19 protein-coding genes are annotated in these 20540 nt (G+C 60.5%); 1 reads left to right on the forward strand and 18 read right to left on the reverse strand.

The genetic code is table 11. The features are described from left to right. Window positions 1-16: 16 nt before the first annotated feature. The 17 genes from HCK86_RS19900 to HCK86_RS19980 form a co-directional block, all read right to left on the reverse strand. Window positions 17-688, reverse strand: a complete 672-nt coding sequence (locus HCK86_RS19900; RefSeq protein ID WP_176086225.1) for an HAD family hydrolase — start codon at window positions 686-688, stop codon at window positions 17-19. A 10-nt stretch (window positions 689-698) separates the two neighbouring features. Continuing rightward, complete coding sequence (locus HCK86_RS19905) at window positions 699-2183, reverse strand: mannitol dehydrogenase family protein (protein ID WP_176086226.1); 1485 nt, start codon at window positions 2181-2183, stop codon at window positions 699-701. A gap of 34 nt (window positions 2184-2217) precedes the next feature. Continuing rightward, window positions 2218-2994: an L-iditol 2-dehydrogenase gene (locus HCK86_RS19910; RefSeq protein WP_176086227.1), complete on the reverse strand. Its 777-nt coding sequence runs from the start codon at window positions 2992-2994 to the stop codon at window positions 2218-2220. After that, window positions 2991-3989 carry an ABC transporter ATP-binding protein gene (locus tag HCK86_RS19915; RefSeq protein ID WP_176086228.1) on the reverse strand — a complete coding sequence of 333 codons (999 nt, stop codon included), beginning with the start codon at window positions 3987-3989 and terminating at the stop codon, window positions 2991-2993. The genes HCK86_RS19910 and HCK86_RS19915 overlap by 4 nt, the downstream gene beginning before the upstream one ends. Window positions 3990-4000: 11 nt before the next feature. Then, a complete protein-coding gene (locus HCK86_RS19920) occupies window positions 4001-4831 on the reverse strand; it encodes a carbohydrate ABC transporter permease (RefSeq protein ID WP_176086229.1) in 831 nt (276 codons plus the stop codon). A 2-nt stretch (window positions 4832-4833) separates the two neighbouring features. Beyond that, entirely contained in the window at window positions 4834-5706 is an 873-nt protein-coding gene (locus tag HCK86_RS19925) for a sugar ABC transporter permease (protein WP_141147796.1), read from the reverse strand. Between the two features lie 145 nt (window positions 5707-5851). Then, the gene (locus HCK86_RS19930; protein ID WP_176086230.1) at window positions 5852-7171 is read right to left on the reverse strand and encodes a sugar ABC transporter substrate-binding protein; all 1320 of its coding nucleotides are present in this window, start codon (window positions 7169-7171) and stop codon (window positions 5852-5854) included. Between the two features lie 496 nt (window positions 7172-7667). Next, window positions 7668-8621 (reverse strand): sugar-binding transcriptional regulator, encoded by a 954-nt coding sequence (locus tag HCK86_RS19935; RefSeq protein WP_176086231.1) that lies wholly within the window; start codon window positions 8619-8621, stop codon window positions 7668-7670. Between the two features lie 195 nt (window positions 8622-8816). Beyond that, entirely contained in the window at window positions 8817-9920 is a 1104-nt protein-coding gene (locus HCK86_RS19940) for a lytic murein transglycosylase (RefSeq protein ID WP_246739689.1), read from the reverse strand. 125 nt (window positions 9921-10045) lie between these two features. Next, entirely contained in the window at window positions 10046-10534 is a 489-nt protein-coding gene (locus HCK86_RS19945) for a GNAT family N-acetyltransferase (RefSeq protein WP_176086267.1), read from the reverse strand. A 298-nt stretch (window positions 10535-10832) separates the two neighbouring features. Next, window positions 10833-11735: an NAD(P)-dependent oxidoreductase gene (locus tag HCK86_RS19950; protein ID WP_176086233.1), complete on the reverse strand. Its 903-nt coding sequence runs from the start codon at window positions 11733-11735 to the stop codon at window positions 10833-10835. A gap of 94 nt (window positions 11736-11829) precedes the next feature. After that, complete coding sequence (locus HCK86_RS19955; protein ID WP_176086234.1) at window positions 11830-12468, reverse strand: dihydroxyacetone kinase subunit L; 639 nt, start codon at window positions 12466-12468, stop codon at window positions 11830-11832. An 11-nt stretch (window positions 12469-12479) separates the two neighbouring features. Further along, complete coding sequence (locus HCK86_RS19960; RefSeq protein WP_176086235.1) at window positions 12480-13478, reverse strand: dihydroxyacetone kinase subunit DhaK; 999 nt, start codon at window positions 13476-13478, stop codon at window positions 12480-12482. 28 nt (window positions 13479-13506) lie between these two features. Next, complete coding sequence (locus tag HCK86_RS19965; RefSeq protein WP_176086268.1) at window positions 13507-14529, reverse strand: ABC transporter permease; 1023 nt, start codon at window positions 14527-14529, stop codon at window positions 13507-13509. 11 nt (window positions 14530-14540) lie between these two features. Next, window positions 14541-16085 carry a sugar ABC transporter ATP-binding protein gene (locus HCK86_RS19970; protein WP_348641107.1) on the reverse strand — a complete coding sequence of 515 codons (1545 nt, stop codon included), beginning with the start codon at window positions 16083-16085 and terminating at the stop codon, window positions 14541-14543. Between the two features lie 117 nt (window positions 16086-16202). Beyond that, complete coding sequence (locus HCK86_RS19975; RefSeq protein ID WP_176086237.1) at window positions 16203-17216, reverse strand: substrate-binding domain-containing protein; 1014 nt, start codon at window positions 17214-17216, stop codon at window positions 16203-16205. A 59-nt stretch (window positions 17217-17275) separates the two neighbouring features. After that, window positions 17276-18262, reverse strand: coding sequence for an ABC transporter permease (locus HCK86_RS19980; protein WP_176086238.1), 987 nt, complete (start codon window positions 18260-18262; stop codon window positions 17276-17278). A gap of 204 nt (window positions 18263-18466) precedes the next feature. On the opposite strand from HCK86_RS19980, the gene HCK86_RS19985 reads away from it, so the two are divergent. Then, the gene (locus tag HCK86_RS19985) at window positions 18467-19504 is read left to right on the forward strand and encodes a LacI family DNA-binding transcriptional regulator (protein ID WP_176086239.1); all 1038 of its coding nucleotides are present in this window, start codon (window positions 18467-18469) and stop codon (window positions 19502-19504) included. 33 nt (window positions 19505-19537) lie between these two features. Here the strand turns inward: HCK86_RS19985 and HCK86_RS19990 are convergent, their stop codons facing one another. Continuing rightward, window positions 19538-20458 carry an alpha/beta hydrolase-fold protein gene (locus HCK86_RS19990; protein ID WP_176086240.1) on the reverse strand — a complete coding sequence of 307 codons (921 nt, stop codon included), beginning with the start codon at window positions 20456-20458 and terminating at the stop codon, window positions 19538-19540. Window positions 20459-20540: the final 82 nt, after the last annotated feature.

Consider the following 20540-nt stretch of genomic DNA (forward strand, 5'->3'; position numbering starts at 1 on the left):
GCTTCCTGTTGTCTCCTCACTCGCTAACACGTTGGACGAGTTCGGGCATGACGTCAAATTGTAGATCAGGGTGGAGGGCGGCAATCTGGTTGCGCAGGGGGGCGGAGGTGATGTGACTGCCGCCGAGAAAGGCGAAGATACGCATGCCCGCAGCCTTTGCCGCCTCAATGCCTGCCGGCGAATCCTCGATCACAATGCAGTCAGCCGGATCGCGCTGCATCTGTCTTGCCGCGTAGAGAAACAGGTCCGGCGCCGGCTTGCCATGACGCACCATGCTTGCCGAAAACAAATGCGGCGAGAAGCGCGGCAACAGGCCACAGATTTCCAGAGACAGCCGGATGCGCTCCGGTTGTGATGAGGAGGCGACGCACCAGTCTATACCGCGATCGGCCAGCATCTGCCAGGTCTCGGAAATGCCCGGGATCGGCTTCAGCTCGGAGCGGAAGCGCGCATAAAGCCGTGCCCGCATGCTTTCGAGAAAATCTGGCCCGATGGCAACGCCGAAATCATGGGCGACGACAGAAATCATGGTTGCCAGCGAGCGGCCGAGAAACAGCCGGCTTGCTGTTTCCGTGCCGATCACGATCCCCTCATCGGCAAGCGTCTCCTGCAATACGGACAGTGATATCGGTTCGCTGTCCACAAGGACGCCATCGCAGTCGAAGATGATCAGGGGATTATCGGGCATGGTTTCGTCATCAGATGTGAAGCTCGCCGGCAATATAGCGTTGCAATGTCGCGGCTGTCCCCTCTTTTCTGAGCGACAAAAGCGCCTGTGTGAAACATGCGACAAAAGCGGCATCGTCGGCAACGGAGCCGAAAATGTCGCGCTCGGCCAGAAAGATTGCCGGATCCTCTCTGGAGGCGAGGGCGGCATGGTGCAGCCGGTCGGCGGCCTCATCGTTGAAGCTGATCTTGCGGCCGCTGTCGGATGTGCCTTCGAAATAGCGGCACCAGAGCGCTGAAACCAGTGCCAGACCGGTGACATCGAGGCCTTTCTCGAGCCGGGCGGTCGTTGCCGGCAGGACGAATTTCGGCTGGCGGTTGGAGCCGTCCTGGGCAAGGCGTGCGATCGTGTCGCCGATCTTGGGATTGGCGAACCGGCTGGCGATCAGGGCATAATAGTCGTCAAGATTTGTATCCGGCACAGGCGGAACCACCGGAATGATCTCCTCTTTTTCCAGCCGGTCGAGAAAGGCGGCGATCAGCGGATGTTCCATGGCTTCATGGACGAAGTGGATATCCAGCAACTCACCCGGATAGGCGATCGCCGCATGGCCGCCGTTGAGGATCCTGAGTTTCATCAGCTCATAGGGACTGACATCATCGACAAAGGTGACGCCGACCTGTTCCAGTGCGGGCCGTCCGAGCGGAAAATTGTCCTCCAGCACCCACTGTTTGAACCCCTCGCAGAACACCGGCCAGGCATCGTCGATGCCGTAGATGTCGCGGGTCATGTCGATCTCGCGTTTGCCCGTTGCCGGGGTGATGCGGTCGACCATGGCATTGGGGAAGGCGACATTGTCGCCGATCCAGCGGGCAAAATCGCTGTCGGACAGGGCTGCAAGCCCGGTGACGGTGGCCCGGGTGACCGCGCCATTATGGGGAATGTTGTCGCAGCACATCACGGTGAATGGGGCGGTGCCGGCGGCACGGCGCGCCTTCAGCCCGGCAATGATCAGGCCGAAGACGGTCTTCGGGCTTTCCGGATTTGCCGCATCGGCAAGGATTGCCGGGTGATTCGGGTCGAACTTGCCCGTTGCCGGATCGATGAAATAGCCGCCTTCGGTGATCGTCATCGACACGATGCGGATCGCCGGATCGGCAAGCGCCTTGGTGATGCCGTCAAAATCGGGGGCGGCAATCATGCCGATCATGGCCCCGGTAATGGTCGCTTCGCTGTGGGTCGCTTCCTGTTCCACCACGGTGGTCAGGAAATCCTGGCCTGCGAGCTTGTCGCGCATGGCGGCGTCGGATGGCAGCACGCCGGCGCCGAGAATGGCAAAGTCATGATCACGGCCCATGTCGAACAGCGCATTCAGATAGACCGCCTGATGGGCGCGATGGAAATTGCCGACGCCGAAATGGAGGATTCCGGCCTGCAGGTCTGACCGGCGGTAGCCGGGAATGGCGGCTTTGCCGGCATGGGTGCCGAGCGTTTCAAGCGAGAGTGCGTTTGTCATTCTTCTACTCCAGTGCATGACGCGGACGGGCCGCTCAGCTCATCCAGTTGCCACCGTCGACATTGTAGGTCTGGGCGACGATGTAATCGGCTTCGGCAGAGGCGAGGAACACGGCCATGCCGGTGAGATCATCCGCCGTTGCCATGCGGCCAAACGGCACTTCGGCGCCGACGAGCCGTTTCTTTTCGCCGCGCGGGCGATTTTCATAGCGGGCAAACAGCGCATCAACGCCATCCCAGTGCTCGCCATCAACGACACCGGGGGCGATGGCGTTGACGTTGATGCCATGGGCGATCAGGTTGAGGGCTGCCGACTGGGTCAGCGAAATCACCGCCGCCTTGGTGGCGCAGTAAACGGCGACCAGCGGCTCGCCGCGGCGGCCGGCCTGACTGGCCATATTGATGATCTTGCCGCCCTTGCCACGGGCGATCATGGCCTTGGCCGCTGCCTGCAGCATGAACAGCGTGCCCGCGACGTTGACGGAAAACAGCCGCTCATAGCTTGTCCGGGTGATTTCGGTGATCGGTGCGAGGTCGAACAGCGCCGCGTTGTTCACCAATATGTCGAGCCCGCCCTTCCTGTCGCAGACGGTTGCCACAGCGTGATCGATGGACGCCTGATCGGTGACGTCGAGCGCGACCGGATAGGCCGATGGTCCGAGTGCTGCTGCAGTCTCGCCAGCACGGGCAAGATCGATATCGGCAATCGCCACGCTGGCACCCTCACGAATATAGGCGGCGGCAAAGGCGCGGCCGATGCCGCGCGCCGAACCGGTGACAAGCGCCGATTTGCCCTGCAACCGGCCTGTCATAGCGCCAGTCCCTTCTCATCGAAGCGGTAGAGACGGTTCTCGTCCGGGGTGATGAAGACGGTATTGCCGTGTCTGACCGGAAACTCGCCATCGGTGCGGGTGGTGATATGGCCAAGATCCGGCACATCGATATGCAGGAACGTGTCGGAGCCGAGATGTTCGGCGACGGCGACCTTGCCCTGCCATTGCCCCGCCTCGGTCGAAAGGGTGAGGTGTTCCGGCCGGATGCCGATCGTGTGGGCATTGAAGCGGGCCGCAGTCTCGCCTTCGATGAAATTCATCTTCGGCGAGCCGATAAAGCCTGCGACGAAGAGGTTGGCAGGCTTGTGATAGAGCTCCAGCGGCGAGCCGACCTGCTCGATATGGCCCGCGCGCAGCACCACGATCTTGTCGGCCATGGTCATGGCCTCGACCTGGTCATGGGTGACATAGATCGAGGTGGCGCCAAGCGTCTGATGCAGTTCGGAGATCTCGAGGCGCATGTTGACGCGGAGCGCGGCATCGAGGTTCGACAGCGGTTCATCGAACAGGAAACATTCCGGCGAGCGAACGATGGCGCGGCCGATGGCAACGCGCTGGCGCTGGCCGCCGGAAAGCGCGCGCGGCTTGCGATCCAGATATGGGGTGAGATTGAGGATACCCGCGGCGTCCTCGACCTTGCGGTTGATCTCGTCCTTGGCAACGCCCGCCATCTTCAGCGGAAAGCCGATATTGGCACGCACGCTCATATGCGGGTAGAGCGCATAGGACTGGAACACCATGGCCAGCCCGCGCTGGGCCGGCGGCTTTTGCGTGGCGTCGGCGCCATCGATCAGCACGCGGCCGCCGGAGACATCTTCCAGTCCGGCAATCAGCCGCAACAGCGTGGACTTGCCGCAGCCTGACGGGCCGACGAAGACGACGAATTCGCCGTCATTGATTTCGAGATCGATCCCCGGGATGACCTCATGCTCACCGAAACGCTTGGAGACTTTTTCGAGTTTGATGCTGCCCATTGGTCTTGTCCTTATTTAACAGCGCCGAAGGTCAGCCCGCGGACGAGCTGCTTCTGGCTGAACCAGCCGAGGATCACGATGGGCGCGATGGCCATCGTCGAGGCGGCGGAGAGTTTTGCGTAAAACAGGCCTTCCGGGCTCGAATAGGAGGCGATGAAGGCGGTCAGCGGTGCTGCTTTCGAGGCCGTGAGGTTGAGGGTCCAGAAGGCCTCGTTCCAGGCCAGGATGATGTTGAGGAGCAGTGTCGAGGCAATGCCGGGAATAGCCATCGGCGTCAGCACATAGACAAGCTCCTTGGCCAGCGTCGCCCCATCCATCCGGGCGGCCTCGAGAATCTCGCCGGGGATTTCCTTGAAATAGGTGTAGAGCATCCACACCATGATCGGCAGGTTGATCAGCATCATCACCACGATCAGGCCGATCCTCGTGTCGAGCAGGCCGAGATCGCGGAAGATGATGTAGATCGGGACCAGCACGCCGACGGCGGGGAGCATCTTGGTCGAGAGCATCCACATCAGCACGTCCTTGGTGCGCTTCGTCGGCGAGAATGCCATCGCCCAGGCGGCAGGAACGGAGATGATGAGGCCCACCAGCGTGGAGCCGAAGGAAATCGCCACCGAGTTGAAAAAGTGGTGGAAATAGTTCGAGCGCGACTGCACCTCGGCATAATTCTCCAGAGTCCAGTGGAAGAACAGGAAGGCGGGCGGCGTCGCAACCGCCTCGCTTTCGGTCTTGAAGCTGGTGATCACCGTCCAGAGGATCGGGAAAAAGATCAGAAGACCGATTGCCCAGGCCAGCAGGGTGAAGGCGATCTTGCGGTTGGTGGTAACCTTGCGTGCCATGATCAGTCCTCCAGATTCCTGCCGATCATCCGGATCAGGAAGATCGCGACGATATTGGCGAGGATGACAGCGACGATGCCGCCGGCCGATGCGCCACCGACATCGAATTGCAACAGCGCCTGCATGTAGACGAGATAGGTGAGATTGGTGGTTTCCGTGCCGGGCCCGCCATTGGTGGTGACGAGGATTTCAGCGAAGACCGAAAGCAGGAAAATCGTCTCAATCAGCACGACAACGGTGATCGCACGCGCCATATGCGGCAGCACGATATAGATCAGCCGCGCCAGCGCATTGGCGCCGTCCATTTCCGCGGCTTCCTTCTGTTCTTCGGAGAGCGATTGCAGTGATGTCAGAAGGATCAGCGTTGCGAAGGGCAGCCATTGCCAGGCGACGATGATGCTGATCGAGGTGAGCGGCATGACCGAGAGAAAGTCGACCGGCTGGAAGCCAAGGGTCTGCGCCACCCAGGCAAACAGCCCGTTGACCGGGTTCATCAGCATATTCTTCCAGACGAGTGCCGAGACGGTCGGCATGACGAAGAAGGGGGCGATGACGAGAATCCGCACGATCCCCTGGCCAAACATCGGCTGATCCAGCAAGAGCGCCAGCAAAATGCCGCCGGCAACCGTGGCAAACAGCACGCCGCCAACCAGGATCAGCGTGTTGCCGAGCGCCTGAAAGAAAGCCGGATCGGTGAGAAAGAAACGATAGTTCATGAAGCCGGCAAAGCTTTCCGTTCCCGGCATCAGAAGATTGTAGCGCAGGAACGAGAAGTAGATCGTCATCGCCAGCGGCACGATCATCCACAAGAGCAGAAGGATGACGGACGGTGCCATCATCAGGCGTGCGGCGTGTCTGGTATGGGTGGTGGCCATGTTGGTTTGTCCCGGTCTTTTGTCCCGTTCCTGTTGGAAACGGCGCTGCCGGCCCGCCCGGCGGAGCCGGACGGACAGGACGTGATCTTGACGGTCAGATATGCGGCCGGAGGAGACCCCCGGCCGCCGGGAGGCGTGTCAGTCGCTATTTGATGTAGCCGGCCTTCATCATTTCACGCGTGGTCAGCTGGTTGGCGCTGGAAAGCGCCTGATCTGCAGTCATGTTGCCGGCAAGGGCGGCCGAGAACTGCTGACCGACCGCGGTACCGATACCCTGGAATTCCGGGATCGAGACGAATTGCGCGCCGGTATAGGGAATGTCCTGAACCGAGGGCTTTGACGTATCGACCGCGTTGATGCTGTCCAGCGTCATCTTGGCGAAGGGGGCGGCCTTCTGGTAATCCGGGTTTTCGTAGAGCGAGGTTCTGGTGCCGGGCGGTGCCGCGCGCCAACCTTCCTTGGAGGCGACGAGATCGGTGTAATGCTTGGAGGTTGCCCAGGCGACGAAGGCCTTGGCGGCATCGCCCTTGGTGGTGGAGGCCGGAATGGCGAGGTTCCATGACCACAGCCAGTTGCCGCGATTGCCGAGATCACCCTTTTGCGGGAACAGTGCGAAGCCGACCTTGTCGGCAACCTTGGATTCCTTGGGGTCTGTCACGAAGGAGGCGGCGACGGTGGCATCAATCCACATGCCGCATTTACCCTGCTGGAACAGCGCCAGGTTTTCGTTGAAGCCGTTCGATGATGCGCCGGGCGGGCCATCATTCTTCATCAGCGTCAAGTAGTCGTTGAGGGTCGCCTTCCATTCATCGCTTTCAAATTGCGGCTTCCAGTCCATGTCGAACCAGCGGGCGCCATAGGAATTCGACATGGCGGTGATGAAGGCCATGTTCTCGCCCCAGCCGGCCTTGCCGCGCAGGCAGATGCCGTAGATACCATTGTCCTTGTCGGTCATGGCATCGGCAGCCGTCTTGATCTCATCCCAGGTCGGCTTTTCCGGAATGGTGACGCCGGCCTTTTCAGCAAGATCTGTGCGGTACATCACCATGGCGCTTTCGCCATAGAAGGGCGCCGCATACAGCGTGCCGTCGACGGAAAGTCCGCCGGCTATGGCTGGCAGCAGGTCGGCCGCATCGTAATCGGCTGGCATATCCTTGAGGGGCATCAGCCAGTTCTGCTTGGCCCAGATCGGCACTTCGTAGTTGCCGATGGTCATGACGTCATACTGGCCGCCCTTGGTGGCAATATCCGTGGTGACCTTCTGGCGCAGAACATTTTCTTCCAGGGTCACCCATTCCAGCTGAATGTCGGGGTGGCTGGCAGTGAAATCATCCGTCAGCTTCTGCATGCGGATCATGTCGCCGTTATTGACGGTGGCAATGGTCAGCGTCTCGGCCGAAGCGGATGTGAAACCGGAAATGGCGAGAATGGAGCAGGCGCCCAGAAACAGTGTCTTCAATCTCATTTCTTCCTCCCAGAGAATTGAGCAAATGCATAATGCATGGGCGATTACTCACAATTTGGCTGCGTTTTGTCAAGTGGGCGAATGCCCCAATCGTGGGCAAAAGTCATAAGTCCTTGTCCTGAGAGCAGAAAAACAACCGGGTAAGCCGAAAAGGAGGCCGGCGTGAACCGGCTTTCAGAGCGCCGATACAGTCATTCAGATTGCCTGTTTGGGGTGGGCCTTCCCTCGTCATCCCCGTGCTCTCACAGGGGTCCAGGCGCTTCAGGGCATCGGATACAAGGATCTTCCGTCGTGCAGACGCGCGTCGGCTGGATGCCTGTGACAAGCACAGGCATGACGTCAGCGAAAAGGGCAAGGTTTATCAGCACGCGGCAGGCCAGCGTGAACCGGCTTGGCGCATCGGCTCGAAAACCGGAATCGATTTTCGAAAAGAACGACGCGTAGATTCAATAAGATAGAGCGCATCGGTGATCGGCAACGGCGTTGGCAGCTGTGATCAGCGCCCGAGCAGATAGTGCGCGGCATCTTCGTCGGTGATCAGGGCGTTGATATGGCCACCTTCGAGTGCAGCACGGATTGATGCGTGCTTGCGCCGCCCGCGGGCAAGGCCGAAGACCACGGCCCCCTCATGGGTGGGCAGCGGAATGGAGGCGACCCGTTCATTGATCGGATGATCGAGCAACCTGCCATTGCGGTCGAAGATCCAGCCGCAGATCTCGCCCTCGGCGCCGGACGAGATCAGCTCATCCATTTCTGCAGCGGTCAGAAAACCATCCAGCAGAAGCGGGGCCTTGCGGCCAAGCTCGCCGATGCCGACAAAGGTGACATCGGCCTTGCGCCCGAGTGCGATTGTCGGGCGGACCAGCGGCTGGGCCTGAAAGATTTCGCGTTCTTCGGCCGATGACACCAGCACCGGCAGTGGCATCGGAAAATGGCGGGCATTGATGGCATCCGCCATGGAAAAGATGACGTTGTAATAGGCGGCCGAACCATCGGGGCTGATATTGCCGGTCAGGGACACGATCCGGTGCTGAGGGCAGTCCATCGGCGAAAGCTGGTCAACGGCGGCACGCAGCGTCCGTCCGGTGCCGATCGCCAGAACCAGCGGTTCGGGCCGCTTGAGCCAGCGTTCGATCTCGGCAGCACCGACTTCGGCAATGCCTGTGGTGGTGCTGTCGGAAGCGGGGTCCGCCGGAACGATCTCGACCTGAACCAGGCCATAGGTCTCCTTCAGCCGTTCGGCCAGCGCCAGGCATTCGGCGATCGGGTGGTCAAGCCGCACCTTGATCAGGCGTTCGGACATGGCGAGCGAAACGAGGCGCTGGGCACTCTGCCGTGAAATGCCCATGGCAGCGGCAATCTCATCCTGGGTCCGGCCGGCAACGTAATAAAGCCAGCCGGCGCGGGCGGCGTCGTCGAGTCGTGAAGATGTGCCGTTGCGTTTTGCCATGGGCGCCGTTCCTTTGGTCCTGAGTAGCCAAGGCGGCTTTGCCTGTCAATCGACGCAGGACATGGCTTGCCGAAGCCCGGAGCGCGACTGTGACATCATCACCATGCCTCTGGCTGCGGCCTCCCAAGCATTGCATTTGCCTGATGGTGAAACCGGTCCCGTCATCCGTCGTGATTGCCGCTGGTGGTCAGGCACTCAGCCAAGCCGATCCAGAAGTGCCATTGAGGGGTCGCCGGTGACCGGCAATCCGTTTTCCGCCTGATAGGCGGCAATGGCGGCGCGCGTCTTCGCGCCGAAAACTCCGTCGGCAGTGCCGGCATCATAACCTGCCTGGCTTAGGCGCCGTTGCAGTTCCTTGCGCTGGTCGGCGGTGAAGCCATAGCGATCCGGCGGAAAGCCGCCCTTTATCGGCCCGGCACCAGCAATCCTGTCGGCAAGATGTCCGACGCCGATCGCATAGCTGGTGGCATTATTATAGCGCTTGATGACATCGAAATTGGGACCGATCACGAAAACCGGTCCGCCGTCATGCGGCTGGATGCGACGATCACCATAGGCAGCGCCGGTCGAGCCTTCCTCGCCGCCCCAGGGCTGCCCCTTTTTCCAGCCGGATCGGGCCAGATAGTTGGCCGTGCTGGCCAGTGCATCTGTCGGGTCATCGCTCCAGATGTCGCGCCGGCCATCGCCGTTGAAATCAACCGCATAGGCGCGATAGGTGGTCGGGATGAACTGTGTATGCCCCATGGCACCGGCCCAGCTGCCGGTCATCTGTGCGGGGCCGATATCGCCGTTCTGGATGATCTTCAGGGCGGCCAGGAGCTGGCTTTGGAAGAAGGCGCCGCGTCGCCCATCATAGGAAAGTGTCGAAAGTGCCGCGATCACGGGAACCTCGCCGCGCCGCTCGCCATACATGGTTTCAACGCCCCAGATGGCAACGATGACATGGGCATCAACGCCATAGCGCGCTTCGATCTGGCTCAGGACATCGCCATAGCGGGCATAATTGGCCCGCCCCTTGGCCACCCGCTCGTCGGATGCGGCAATGGCGATATAGTCCTCGAGACTGCGCCTGAACTCAGTCTGATTGCGGTCATGGTCAACCACATCGGGCATATAGCCGACGCCGGAGAAAGCAGCCGCCAGAGTGGCGTCAGAGATACCGCTTGCCGCTGCCTGCGCCTTGAATTTCACGATGAATGCATCAAAGCCGGGGCTGGCGACCGTCTGGAATTTCGAGCCGCGCGTGGCAGAAAATCCGCCGATCAGATTGCTCGAACAGGCTGAAAGAACAGACGCCATCACTCCGAAAGACATTGCGCGTCGTGTCACATACATTCCGCTGCTCCGCTTGCGCGCCGGTTTGGGGCAAGTCTAGCGCATCGCTGCATGACTGCAAGGGGTTGCCTTGCGTGGTGCGATGGCTGCTAGCGTGTTGCGAGCATCGGCAGGACCAGGCCCCATCGGGTCTCCAGCGGCGGGCCGGACGGTTTGAAGCCGAGCTTGCCATAGACGGCAATCGCCCGCTTGTTCCTGGGGTGAGGGTCGGTCGCGATGACCGGTACGCCGGCAGCAAAAAGGGCCTGCATGCGGGCCGCGATCAAGGCCGTTCCATGCCCGCGTCCAAGCATTGTCGGCTCGCCGATAAACTGATCGATGCCACGGGATCCATCTGGCAGACCGGCAAAATGGTGGTCTTCCCATCCATGCACGGTGTAATCCTGAATGAATGCGAAGGGCCCTGCGGCGTCTGAGACGATAAGGCGTGCGACACGGGGATCCGCCAGTTCCTCTTCGCTGTAATACTTTGCGTCACCCCACCATTCCCGCACATGCGGCGACGAGCGCCATTTCATGAGCAGGTCGAGATCAGCCACCGTCACCGTGCGGAAATTATAGGGACTGGACGACAAGATGCGTGACCTCCGATATGGATTTGACGTTCTGGCGGCTTGTTTCGGCGCAATGAGGTCCACCACCCGGATCGGTCGGCGATAGGTCGTTTTCTGGTTCCGACATCGCCCATCCGTCCTGGTTGCAACGACTGTGCGTCCGGTCCGGACAATACACGAAAAAGGGCCGCCCCTGGAGGCGACCAGGCGCCCGATCTAGGCGATCATGCCGAAGGCGGCGCGCCCGGCCGTCGCCCGCGACGAAAAGGCAGCGAGGATCTGCTGCGCGGCGTCTCACCCCGCTGCACGGATGATGTCCTGTTTATGGCGAAGGTGTTTGTGCCGGATCTGTTTCGTCAAGGCCGGAGAGGCTGAACAGCATCTTGTGAATGGCTGAGGCGTTCAGGTCCCCGAGACCGCTATTATTGGCCGCGACGTAGAGCTCGCTGATCGTCGCCGTCACGGGAACAGGGACTTCGAGATGACGCGCAAGGTCGCGGACCAGCCGCGTATCCTTCAACATGTGGCGGAGGAAAAAGCTCGGTGCGAAATTGCCGCTAAGTGTCGACCGACCGACATTGCGGATCAGAGCCGAACTGTAATCGGTCACGTCGAAGACGCCCATGACCGCATCGCCGTCAAGACCGGCCTTGCGGGCAAGGGCCAGTGCCTCGCCAAGCGCGCTCATCTCGGCGGCGACCAGAAGGTTGCCGACCAGCTTCATCGTCGTGCCGGTCCCGGAAATGCCCATATAGTGGATGGATGCGGCGAGCGGTTCAAGGATCGGCCTGAATGTGTCAAAGGCTGTCTGATCGCCGCCGCAGACGAAATCGAGCCGCCCGTCCCAGGCCTCGCCCTTGCTGCCAAAGACGGGTGTGTCGAGATAGGCCGCGCCTCTGGCGGATAGGGCGGTGGCGATCTCGCGGCTGAGCGCCGGTTCCGTGGTTGTTGCATCGGCAAGGATGGCGCCCGGTCTCAGCTGTGCAATCAGCCCGTCCGGTCCGAAATAGATCGCGCGCTGGGCATCGGGGCCGGTCACGCAGACCATGACGCGTTCACTATCCGCGATCGCCTCAGACAGCAATGCTGCCTTTTTTGCCCGCGCAAGCTGCGGCGGGAGGTCAATGGGAGACCGGTTCCAGACGGTGACATCATGACCGGCCTGCAGAAGGTTGGAGACCATGCCTTGCCCCATGGTGCCGAGGCCGAGAAAAGTGATTGTCATCGGATATTTCTCCTGATGTTTCCGGGCGAGCGGAGCGCGGCTGCGGGTGCGCCGCGCCGCGTTTGCGCGGAGGCGCGGCTTATCCCGCCTGGCGCTATTGCTGGCTGACGGTTTCGCTCATGGACTGGATGATGAAGAGGCCGACGGTTGCGCCTGCGTCCTGAAGCCCCATGGATTTTTCCTGAAAGGCAGCGGCCTTGCCGTGCTGGGCAACCATCGTCTTGGTTTTTTCCAGCGCGAGCCCGGCGGCGGCAACGGCTTTCTGCATGGCCTCAGGCAGGCTTTCGCCCGCGGCGGCTGCGGCCTCAAGCGTGGCCGCGATCGGTTCGAGAACATCGACGACGGTCTTGTCACCGACCTTGGCCTTGCCGCGTTCGGCAACCCCGTTGCAATAGGCGCGCCAGAACGCTGCCATTTCAGCGGTTGCGATGGTGTCGGTGCCATCCAGCGCCTTGGAAGCGCGCAGGAAGCCGGTCGCCATCAGCGTGCCCATGGTTGAAGGCGCCGCCTTTGCCATGGCCATGCCGGCGCTTTTCAGCTGTTTCGCAATCGATGCGTCCGGCTCGGCCTTGACCGCATCGTCAGCGGCGGCAAAAGCCTTGCTCATCGTCAGGCCGAGATCGCTGTCGCCAACCTTGCCGTCGAGCGCGATCAGGAAGTCGCGCTGTTCGGCGAAGAAGCGCGCCAGACCCGCAAATATGCCGACCAGCTGTTCGGAATCGATCTTTTCCATCATCACCTCCCTCAGCCCTTGATATGTGTGAAAAACGGCGTGTGGGCAGGGGCGGCGATCAGGGGCTCGAGCTCGTCATCGAGTTTCAGCAGGGAAATCGAGGCGCCCGCCATCTCCATCGCCGTTGCATATTCACCGACGAAGACATGTTTTGCCGTGATGCTGCGTTCGCCAAGACGCTGGGCGATGCGGCGATAAAGGATGTAAAGCTCTTCGCGCGGCGTGCCGCCAAGGCCGTTGACGAGCACGGCGACCTGACCGCCGTCGTAATCCTGTTCGGCAAACAGCCGGTCCATCAGCGCGTCGACCACCGCGTCGGCAGGCTCCAGCGTCCGCCGGCTGATGCCGGGTTCGCCATGAATGCCCATGCCGATCTCCATCTCTGTCTCGCCGATCTCGAAGGTGGGATGGCCGATTTCCGGGACGATGCAGCTTGAAAGCGCAACACCCATGGTGCGGGTGTTCAGCCGCGCCTTGTCGGCAATGCGCGTCACCTCGTCAAGATCAAGGCCTGCGGCAGCGGCAGCGCCGGCTGCCTTGTAGACAAAGAAGATGCCAGCGACACCGCGACGCTTGTGTTCCTCACCGATCACCGAAGAGGCCGCGTCATCATTGCCGACAACGGAGGTCACGCGGATATCCTCGAACTCGGCCAGTTCTGCGGCCATGTCGAAGTTGATGATGTCGCCGGTATAATTGCCATAGATATAGAGGACGCCCGCGCCCTGATCGATATATTTGGTCACTTCGAGCATCTGCTCGGCGCTCGGAGACTGGAACACGCCGCCCACGGCGCAGCCATCAAGCATGCCGTCGCCGACATAGCCGAGAAACAGGGGGAGATGGCCGGAGCCGCCGCCGGTGGCAATGCCGACCTTGCCTGGCTTGGGGCTGGCGGTGACGAGGCAGTGCTTGTCATCCGCGGTGAAGGTGATTGCCGGGTGAGCGGCGTAAAGCCCGTCCAGCATCTCATCGACGAAACGTTCCGGCGCATTGATGAATTTTTTCATGTGAGTCTACTTTCCTGTGAATGTGGCTTCACGCCTTGCGCTGCTGTGTCATGAAGAAGGCTGCGGCGAGCAGGATGAAAAAGCCGACGACGAAACGCTGCCAGGTGCTTGGAATGCCGACCATGACGAGCACATTGTTGATGACGGTGATCAGCAGGACACCGAGAATGGTGCCGAGAACCGAGCCCGTACCACCGGTGATGCGTGCGCCGCCAAGGACCACCGCTGCGATCACGCTGATCTCGCTGCCGACGAGATCGAAGGGATTGGCCAGCCGGTTGCTGGCGACATGGATGATACCGGCCAGACCGGCCAGCGCGCCGGCATAGCCGAACAGGAACAGCTGCACGGTCCTGAGATTGTAGCCGAGCCGTTCGGCGATTGCGCTGTTGCCACCGATGGCGAAGATCGCCCGGCCCATGAGCGTCCGGTTCAGGATCCACCAGGTGAGGATGGCCGCCGCCGGCAGCGCCAGGAAGTAAAGCGGCAGGGTGACCGTGGCACCGGTTGCATTGGTGAACTGCAGCAGCGGCGCCCTGCCGAAAGCGATCATCTGCGGCGGCAGTTCCATGATCCAGACTGTGCCGATGAAGGCCAGCAGAATGCCGCGAAACAGATATTGGGTGCCGATGGTGATGATCAGCGATGGCACCCGCAGATAGAAGGCGAACAGGCCATTGACGAAACCCAGCAGCATGCCGCCGGCAGCGGCTGCCAGAACGATGAGCGGCATGGGCATGCCGGGGAAGTGATTGACCGTCACAAGCGTCACGGAATACATCGAAAGCGCTGCGATTGCGGTAAACGACACGTCGATGCCGCCGGCGGCGAGAATGACGAAGACGCCAAGCGCGAACAGGCCCATGACGACACTGGCGCGACCGATGTCAATCAGCGAGGATGCCTGAAGAAAATCCGGATTGATGATCGATACGGCGACGCAGATGGCGATCAGAAGCGCCAGCGTGATCATTTCGGGACGGTTCTTCAGGAACAGGCTGAAACTGAATCCACCGGCGGCAATCTTTTGCTGGGCGGCGGTGCGTTCCATCTCAACGGTTGTCATTCGATCACCTCCGGTTCTGCTGCCGTCATTGCCTGATAGAGGCTGTCTTCGCTGGCCTGGCTCGCGTCAAAGTTCTTGACCACGCGGCCGCCGAACATCACCAGCGTCCTGTCGCAGTTCTGCATCAGCTCCGGCAGGTCATCGCTGACGATGATCAGCGCCATGCCGGCTTCGGCCAGGGCCTGGATGGCGCGATAGATCGTGTCCTTGGAACCGACATCGACACCGACGGTCGGTCCGTGCAGGACAAGGAGTTTTGGCGTGATGGAAAGCCAGCGACCGATCAGCACGCGCTGCTGGTTGCCGCCAGAAAGCGACCCGACCGGCATGTCGATGTCTTTGGTGTTGAGCCGCATCTGCGCGGAAAGGTCTTCGGCCAGCGCGCGGCCCTTCTTGCCGTTGATGATGCCGAAACGGCTGGCAAGCTTTGCGACAACGAGGGCGATTTCATTGTCGAGGATCGATTTTTCCAGAAACAGGCCTTCGTCAAGGCGGTCCTCCGGCACGTAGCCGATGCCATGGCGGATGGAATCGGCGGTGCGGTGAACGGCAAGGGCCTTGCCTTCCATCATCATGGTTCCCGACTGGGCCGGAACAACGCCAGAAATGGCATAGGCGAGCTCATTGCGCCCGGAATCGGCAAGGCCGGTAATGCCGAGGATTTCCCCCTTGTGGAGGGAAAGGTTCACATTCTCAAAGCCCTTGCCGGACAGTGCCTTGGTTTCAAACAGAAGGTCGTTGCCAGGCGCGCCGCTGCGATAGCGGATCGCATCAATTTTGCGGCCCGTCATGAGTTCCGAGATTTCGCTCTTGCTGTAATCTTCCAGCTTTCCCTGTGCCACGCATTCGCCATCGCGGAAAATGATCGCCTGACCGCCGATGCGGTAGCATTCGTCGAGCTTGTGGGTCACGAACAGCACGGCGACATTGTCGGCGCGCAGCCGATTGACGACCGTGATCAGTTTCTCGACCTCGCGGCGCGTCAGCGATGTCGTCGGCTCATCCATGATGACCAGCTTGGCATTCGTGGCGATAGCACGGGCAATGGCAACGAGCTGGCGCTGTGCCAGCGGCAGATCCGAGACGATCGCCGAGAGAAACGCCCGTGTCGTCGGCAGTTCAACGGCAGCAAGCGCCCGGCTTGCGGTTTCGTGCAGCCGGGTGCGGTTGAAAAGCCGTGCGAGCTTGCCCTTGGCCATGACGAGCTGCTCACTCAGGGCAACATTCTCCGCAACACTGAGATTGGGGATCAGCGACAGATCCTGGTACACGGTCTCGATGCCGGCACTGAGTGCCTGTATCGGGGTCAGCGCCCGATAGCGGTCGCCGTCCAGGATGATTTCGCCGTCACTGGGTTCGATCGCACCGGACATGACCTTGATGACGGTGCTCTTGCCGCATCCGTTTTCGCCCAGAAGGTGATAGGCTTCTCCAAGGCTGATCGACATGTCCACGCCGCGCAGGGCGTGGACGCCGCCATAATTCTTGCGAATGCCGCGCAGTTGCAGGAAAGGTGCCTCGGCGGGGGTGGCTGCTGACACGTTCAAACTCCTTTCATTCAATCGAGTGCCGCAGGCCAAGCCGGGTTGCGCCGGCCTGGCATTTGGCATGGGACCGGGACGCTTCGCGCCGCGGTTCTCAACAGGAGATTTGCAGGATCAGAAGTAGACTTCCTTGTAGGTGTCCTTGTCAGCAAGCACCATGCCGTTGCCGATGGCCAGCAGGCCATTGCCGGCGCCCTTGGTCACGGTAATGCTGTGATAGCCGTCGACACCCAGATCCATGCCATCGACGATTTCCTCGCCGTTCAGGATCTTTTCTGCCGCGGCATTCATGGCCATGCCTGCCTTCATCGGATCCCAGAAGCCGATCGCCGTGATGGCACCGGACTCAAGATAAGGGGCAGACGGGGCGGGAAGACCGGTGCCGACCAGGCAAACCTTGCCGGCGAGCCCTGCTTCCTCGATTGCGCGGCCGACACCGAGAACGTCATTGCCTGCCGATGTCTGGAAGCCCTTGAGGTCGGGATATTTGCGCAGGATTTCCTTTGCCTTTTCATAGGTGCCATTGGCGTCGTCAAAGGATTCATTGTTCGGATCGACCAGCTGCATGCCGGGATATTTCTTGGCGTTTTCTTCACCGGCGCCAACCCATTGCATATGCGTGCGGCTGCCGAGCGAGCCGACAAAGGTGGTCCATTTGCCTTCGCCGCCCATGCATTGGGCAAGGCGTTCGTTGAGTGCCGTGCCGTAAGCGGCATTGTCGAAGGCCTCGATGTCGACCATCGTGTTCTTCTGGTTGTCGGCCTCATGGGTAACAACGACGACACCGCGGTCCATGGCGCGCTTCAGCGTGCCCTCGATCACGACCGGATCCATCGGTACGACCGCGAGCGCCTTGACGCCCTTGGCAATCAGGTCCTGGATGATCTGCAGCTGCTGGGCGGCGTCTGCGGTGGCCGGACCATAGCCCTCGGCCACGACTTCCGGATGTTCCTTGGCATATTCCTCCACACCGGTATTCATCCGGTCGAACCACGGAATACCGCTGATCTTGAAGACGGTGGCGATGACCGGTTTGCTGTCCTGGCTCGCGGCAATGCCTGCAGTGCCAGCGATCGCGGTCGCCGCGAACAATGATGCCAGTGCGACTGTTTTCAGTTTTGATTTCATGCTTTCCTCCATTTTTCCCTCCATCTCCTCCACCGTTGCGCATGAGGGCGTGCGTACGGCTAGCGACGGCCTCCCGGAAATACGAAACCGACGAGGTCATATCGACCGACAATCAGGAAGGCGAGGAGCAGGGCGCCCCAGGCGAAATCCCTGACGAAATTGGAAAATCCACCGAAATTCAGCAGGCTCGACATGAGCTGCAGGGCAATGGCGGCAAGGACGATGTTGATGATCCGGCCATAGCCGCCCTCCGGCCGGACACCGGCCATGACCGCGATCAGAATGGCGATCAGAAGATAGGACGTGCCGTAATCCCATTTCACATTGACATTCCGTGCGGCAATGATCACCCCGGCGATACCGGCGAGAAGGCCGCTCAATGTGTAGGTCGTGGTGATGACGGCGCGCTTGGGAAAACCGGCAAACGTGGCCGCCTTCAGATTGGAACCGCCGAGCATCAGCCATTTGCCATAGGGCATGAAACGGATGATCAGGCCGATGATGACGGCAACGCCAATGAAGATGATGAAACTGATCGGCACACCGAAAATGTAGCCATTGCCGAGATTGTAAAGCGGATCAGGGCTTCCGACCGTGACGGCGCGGCCATCGGATGCGATGACGGCAAGGCCGGTAAAGGCCATCTGCGTTCCCAGCGTGCACAGGATCGGCGTGATGTTCAGGAACGAGATCAGCAGGCCGTTGATAAGGCCGCCGGCAAGCCCCACCAGCACGGCAACGGCGGCAAAGGCCAGGGTAAAGGCGACGGGCTGATCATAGGCATCAAAGATGCGTGTCACGATGATTGCAGAGACAACACCGGAAAGGTTGGCAAGCGAAATACCGGAAAGGTCGATGCCGCCATTGCCCGCGCACATGGCCAGGCCGACACCGATCGCCAGCAGCCCGATCTCCGGCACCTGCGTTGCCATGGACTGCAGGTTGAAAGGTGACAGGAATGTGCCGCCCGAAATCAGCGCTCCGAGCGCAAAGAGTGCCACATTGATGCCGGCGAGCACCAAAAGTTGGCCATCTAACCGACGCATTAGCTCCTCCCGTTTACTAAAATACTCGGTCTTTAGTAAAAACTAGCAGAGAGTTTAGGGATCAACAAGCGGCATTTTGACCTTTCTCAGAGAATCTAGCTTTTCAAGCGCTGAATTGCGCGTTACTCCTTTACTAAAGTTCACTAAACAAATTTGTGTGCGAGACGGTTGCAACAACCGGCTGAACAGGCGACTAAAGACAGTATGAAAACGAAAAATGCTCTGACGATTCGGGATATTGCTGAGGCATCGGGTGTGTCTGCTGCGACGGTTTCGCTCGTTCTGAATGGAAAGGGCGAAATTTCGGAAGCGACCCGGCTTAAGGTGCTGGAAGCGGTATCCCGGCTGAACTACGTGCCGCGGCAGACGCGCAGCCGCGTGGTGGAAACCAAGGAGACCCTGTGCTTTCTGAAAATTGCCCGGCATGGGCGCACGGTCAACCGGGACCACAGCCATTTCATTTCGGATTATATTGACGGCATGTCTCAGGAAGCGCTCCGGCGCGGCTACACTCTGGAAGTCATCAGCCATGAGGGCGGCTCGATTGCCGCAATCGCCAAGTCGATCATTGCCGCCAAGGGCTTGCGCGGCATCATCGTGCTTGGAACCGAGCTTGAAGAAGCCGACATCATGCTGCTGCAGGGTATTGGCGTGCCCGCCGTCTTCATCGACACCTTTCACGAGGTCATCGAGGCCAATTTCATCAACATGAACAATGTTGATGCGGTCTACAAGGTTCTGGAGCGCTTCAAGAACAACGGGTTCAGCGAGATCGGTTTCATCGCCAGCCATGTCGCGACGACCAATTTCCGGCTGCGCCGGGAGGCCTATTTCAGCAGCATGAAACGCCTCGGGCTGACGGTCGACCCATCGCTGGTGCTGTCGGTGGAATCCACTTTTGCTGGCGCCTATCAGGGTGCGCTCAACTATCTGGAGGATGGTGGCCGCGTCGCGGAATGCTATTTCTGCACCAATGACATTATTGCCTACGGTTTTGCCAAGGCGCTGCGCGACAAGGGATATCGCATTCCCGCCGATGTCTCGCTCATCGGCTTTGACAATCTGCCCATGAGTGCCACTGCAGATCCGCCGCTGACGACCATTGACGTGTCGAAACGCAAGATCGGCTATCACGCGGTCACGCTTCTGGATGAACTGATCAACGGTCCGGAGGGTCAGCCATCGGTGAAGACCCTGGTCGGCGCCGATCTGGTCGTGCGTGAAAGCGACCGGCAGAAATAGCCGCCGGTTATTCCGGGTCAAACCGTCATCAGATCAGCTGTCAGAGGCGGGCAGGGCGAAACGAAGCGCTTTCGGCAGGCTGGCGACATAGATGCTGGAATGGTCTTCGTCATCGATCATTTCCCGGCGCAGGGCGATGGCGTCAGGATGTCTCGCCTGACAGTGTTCGGCAAGACGATCGATATTCCTGACCATCTGGCGCCTGCGCCGCAGTCTCGCATGTTCTTCTGCGCGTTCCGGCGTTTCCTGCCGCTGCCATGGCGCTGCATCGCCTTCCCAGCCTCCGGCGGTCAGGAACAGACGGACTGGTTTGTGAGGCTTTGCCGGGTGGGGCAGCGCATGTGCGAAAATCCGGTCCGGATCCCACCAGAGCGAGGGGCTGATGGCGATGTAGCTTGAGAAAAGCTGCGGATGGGTCAGGGCGAGCTCAACCACGAAATAGCCGCCGAGCGAATGGCCGAGTATGGTCTCTTGGTCTGTCCGTACCGGGAAACGGGCGGCGATGAGCGGTTTGAGCTTGTTACGGAGAAAGGCGACGAAAGCGTCCTGACCGCCAAAGGAAAAGGTCGTCTCCGCGTAGAATGCGTCTCTGGTCGGGCCGGCGGTGAAATCGAAATGCCGCCGTTCCTGGTTATAGCTCTCCGTTTCCGGATAGCCGATGCCAACGAGGATGGACGGTTCGACACCGGTCGCGCCGGGCCTGCGCGTCAGCCGTTCCATGACCTGATCAACCAGCGCGAAATCTGCATTGGCATCGAGAAGGTAAAGAACCGGAAAGCCCTGCGGGGGTGGCGGGTGGCGCGGAAGGCTGACGAAGATGTCGTATGGCAGTCCCGTCGCCGATTGCAGCCCGAAGCTGAGACAGTGGCGCCCGGAGGCAGGCGCGCGCATCTCGAAACCGGCGTCGGCGGCTGTCTTGCCCGCCGGGTGTCTGAACAGGTCCTTCACCGTCATGCCTCCGTTGCCTGAAAGTGTCCGGCTGAAAGCTGCGGTGCCGGACGATCGACGGACGGATCGTGCCATGCGGTTGCGGCCG

Origin of the sequence: Martelella sp. HB161492 (assembly GCF_013184775.1) — a bacterium.
Taxonomy (GTDB): domain Bacteria; phylum Pseudomonadota; class Alphaproteobacteria; order Rhizobiales; family Rhizobiaceae; genus Martelella.

Coding starts and splice junctions, on each gene's coding strand:
- HCK86_RS19900 (WP_176086225.1), bottom strand. CDS start 688: ATGCCCGATAATCCCCTGATCATCTTCGACTGCGATGGCGTCCTTGTG.
- HCK86_RS19905 (WP_176086226.1), bottom strand. CDS start 2,183: ATGACAAACGCACTCTCGCTTGAAACGCTCGGCACCCATGCCGGCAAA.
- HCK86_RS19910 (WP_176086227.1), bottom strand. CDS start 2,994: ATGACAGGCCGGTTGCAGGGCAAATCGGCGCTTGTCACCGGTTCGGCG.
- HCK86_RS19915 (WP_176086228.1), bottom strand. CDS start 3,989: ATGGGCAGCATCAAACTCGAAAAAGTCTCCAAGCGTTTCGGTGAGCAT.
- HCK86_RS19920 (WP_176086229.1), bottom strand. CDS start 4,831: ATGGCACGCAAGGTTACCACCAACCGCAAGATCGCCTTCACCCTGCTG.
- HCK86_RS19925 (WP_141147796.1), bottom strand. CDS start 5,706: ATGGCCACCACCCATACCAGACACGCCGCACGCCTGATGATGGCACCG.
- HCK86_RS19930 (WP_176086230.1), bottom strand. CDS start 7,171: ATGAGATTGAAGACACTGTTTCTGGGCGCCTGCTCCATTCTCGCCATT.
- HCK86_RS19935 (WP_176086231.1), bottom strand. CDS start 8,621: ATGGCAAAACGCAACGGCACATCTTCACGACTCGACGACGCCGCCCGC.
- HCK86_RS19940 (WP_246739689.1), bottom strand. CDS start 9,920: ATGGCGTCTGTTCTTTCAGCCTGTTCGAGCAATCTGATCGGCGGATTT.
- HCK86_RS19950 (WP_176086233.1), bottom strand. CDS start 11,735: ATGACAATCACTTTTCTCGGCCTCGGCACCATGGGGCAAGGCATGGTC.
- HCK86_RS19955 (WP_176086234.1), bottom strand. CDS start 12,468: ATGGAAAAGATCGATTCCGAACAGCTGGTCGGCATATTTGCGGGTCTG.
- HCK86_RS19960 (WP_176086235.1), bottom strand. CDS start 13,478: ATGAAAAAATTCATCAATGCGCCGGAACGTTTCGTCGATGAGATGCTG.
- HCK86_RS19965 (WP_176086268.1), bottom strand. CDS start 14,529: ATGGAACGCACCGCCGCCCAGCAAAAGATTGCCGCCGGTGGATTCAGT.
- HCK86_RS19975 (WP_176086237.1), bottom strand. CDS start 17,216: ATGAAATCAAAACTGAAAACAGTCGCACTGGCATCATTGTTCGCGGCG.
- HCK86_RS19980 (WP_176086238.1), bottom strand. CDS start 18,262: ATGCGTCGGTTAGATGGCCAACTTTTGGTGCTCGCCGGCATCAATGTG.
- HCK86_RS19985 (WP_176086239.1), top strand. CDS start 18,467: ATGAAAACGAAAAATGCTCTGACGATTCGGGATATTGCTGAGGCATCG.
- HCK86_RS19990 (WP_176086240.1), bottom strand. CDS start 20,458: ATGACGGTGAAGGACCTGTTCAGACACCCGGCGGGCAAGACAGCCGCC.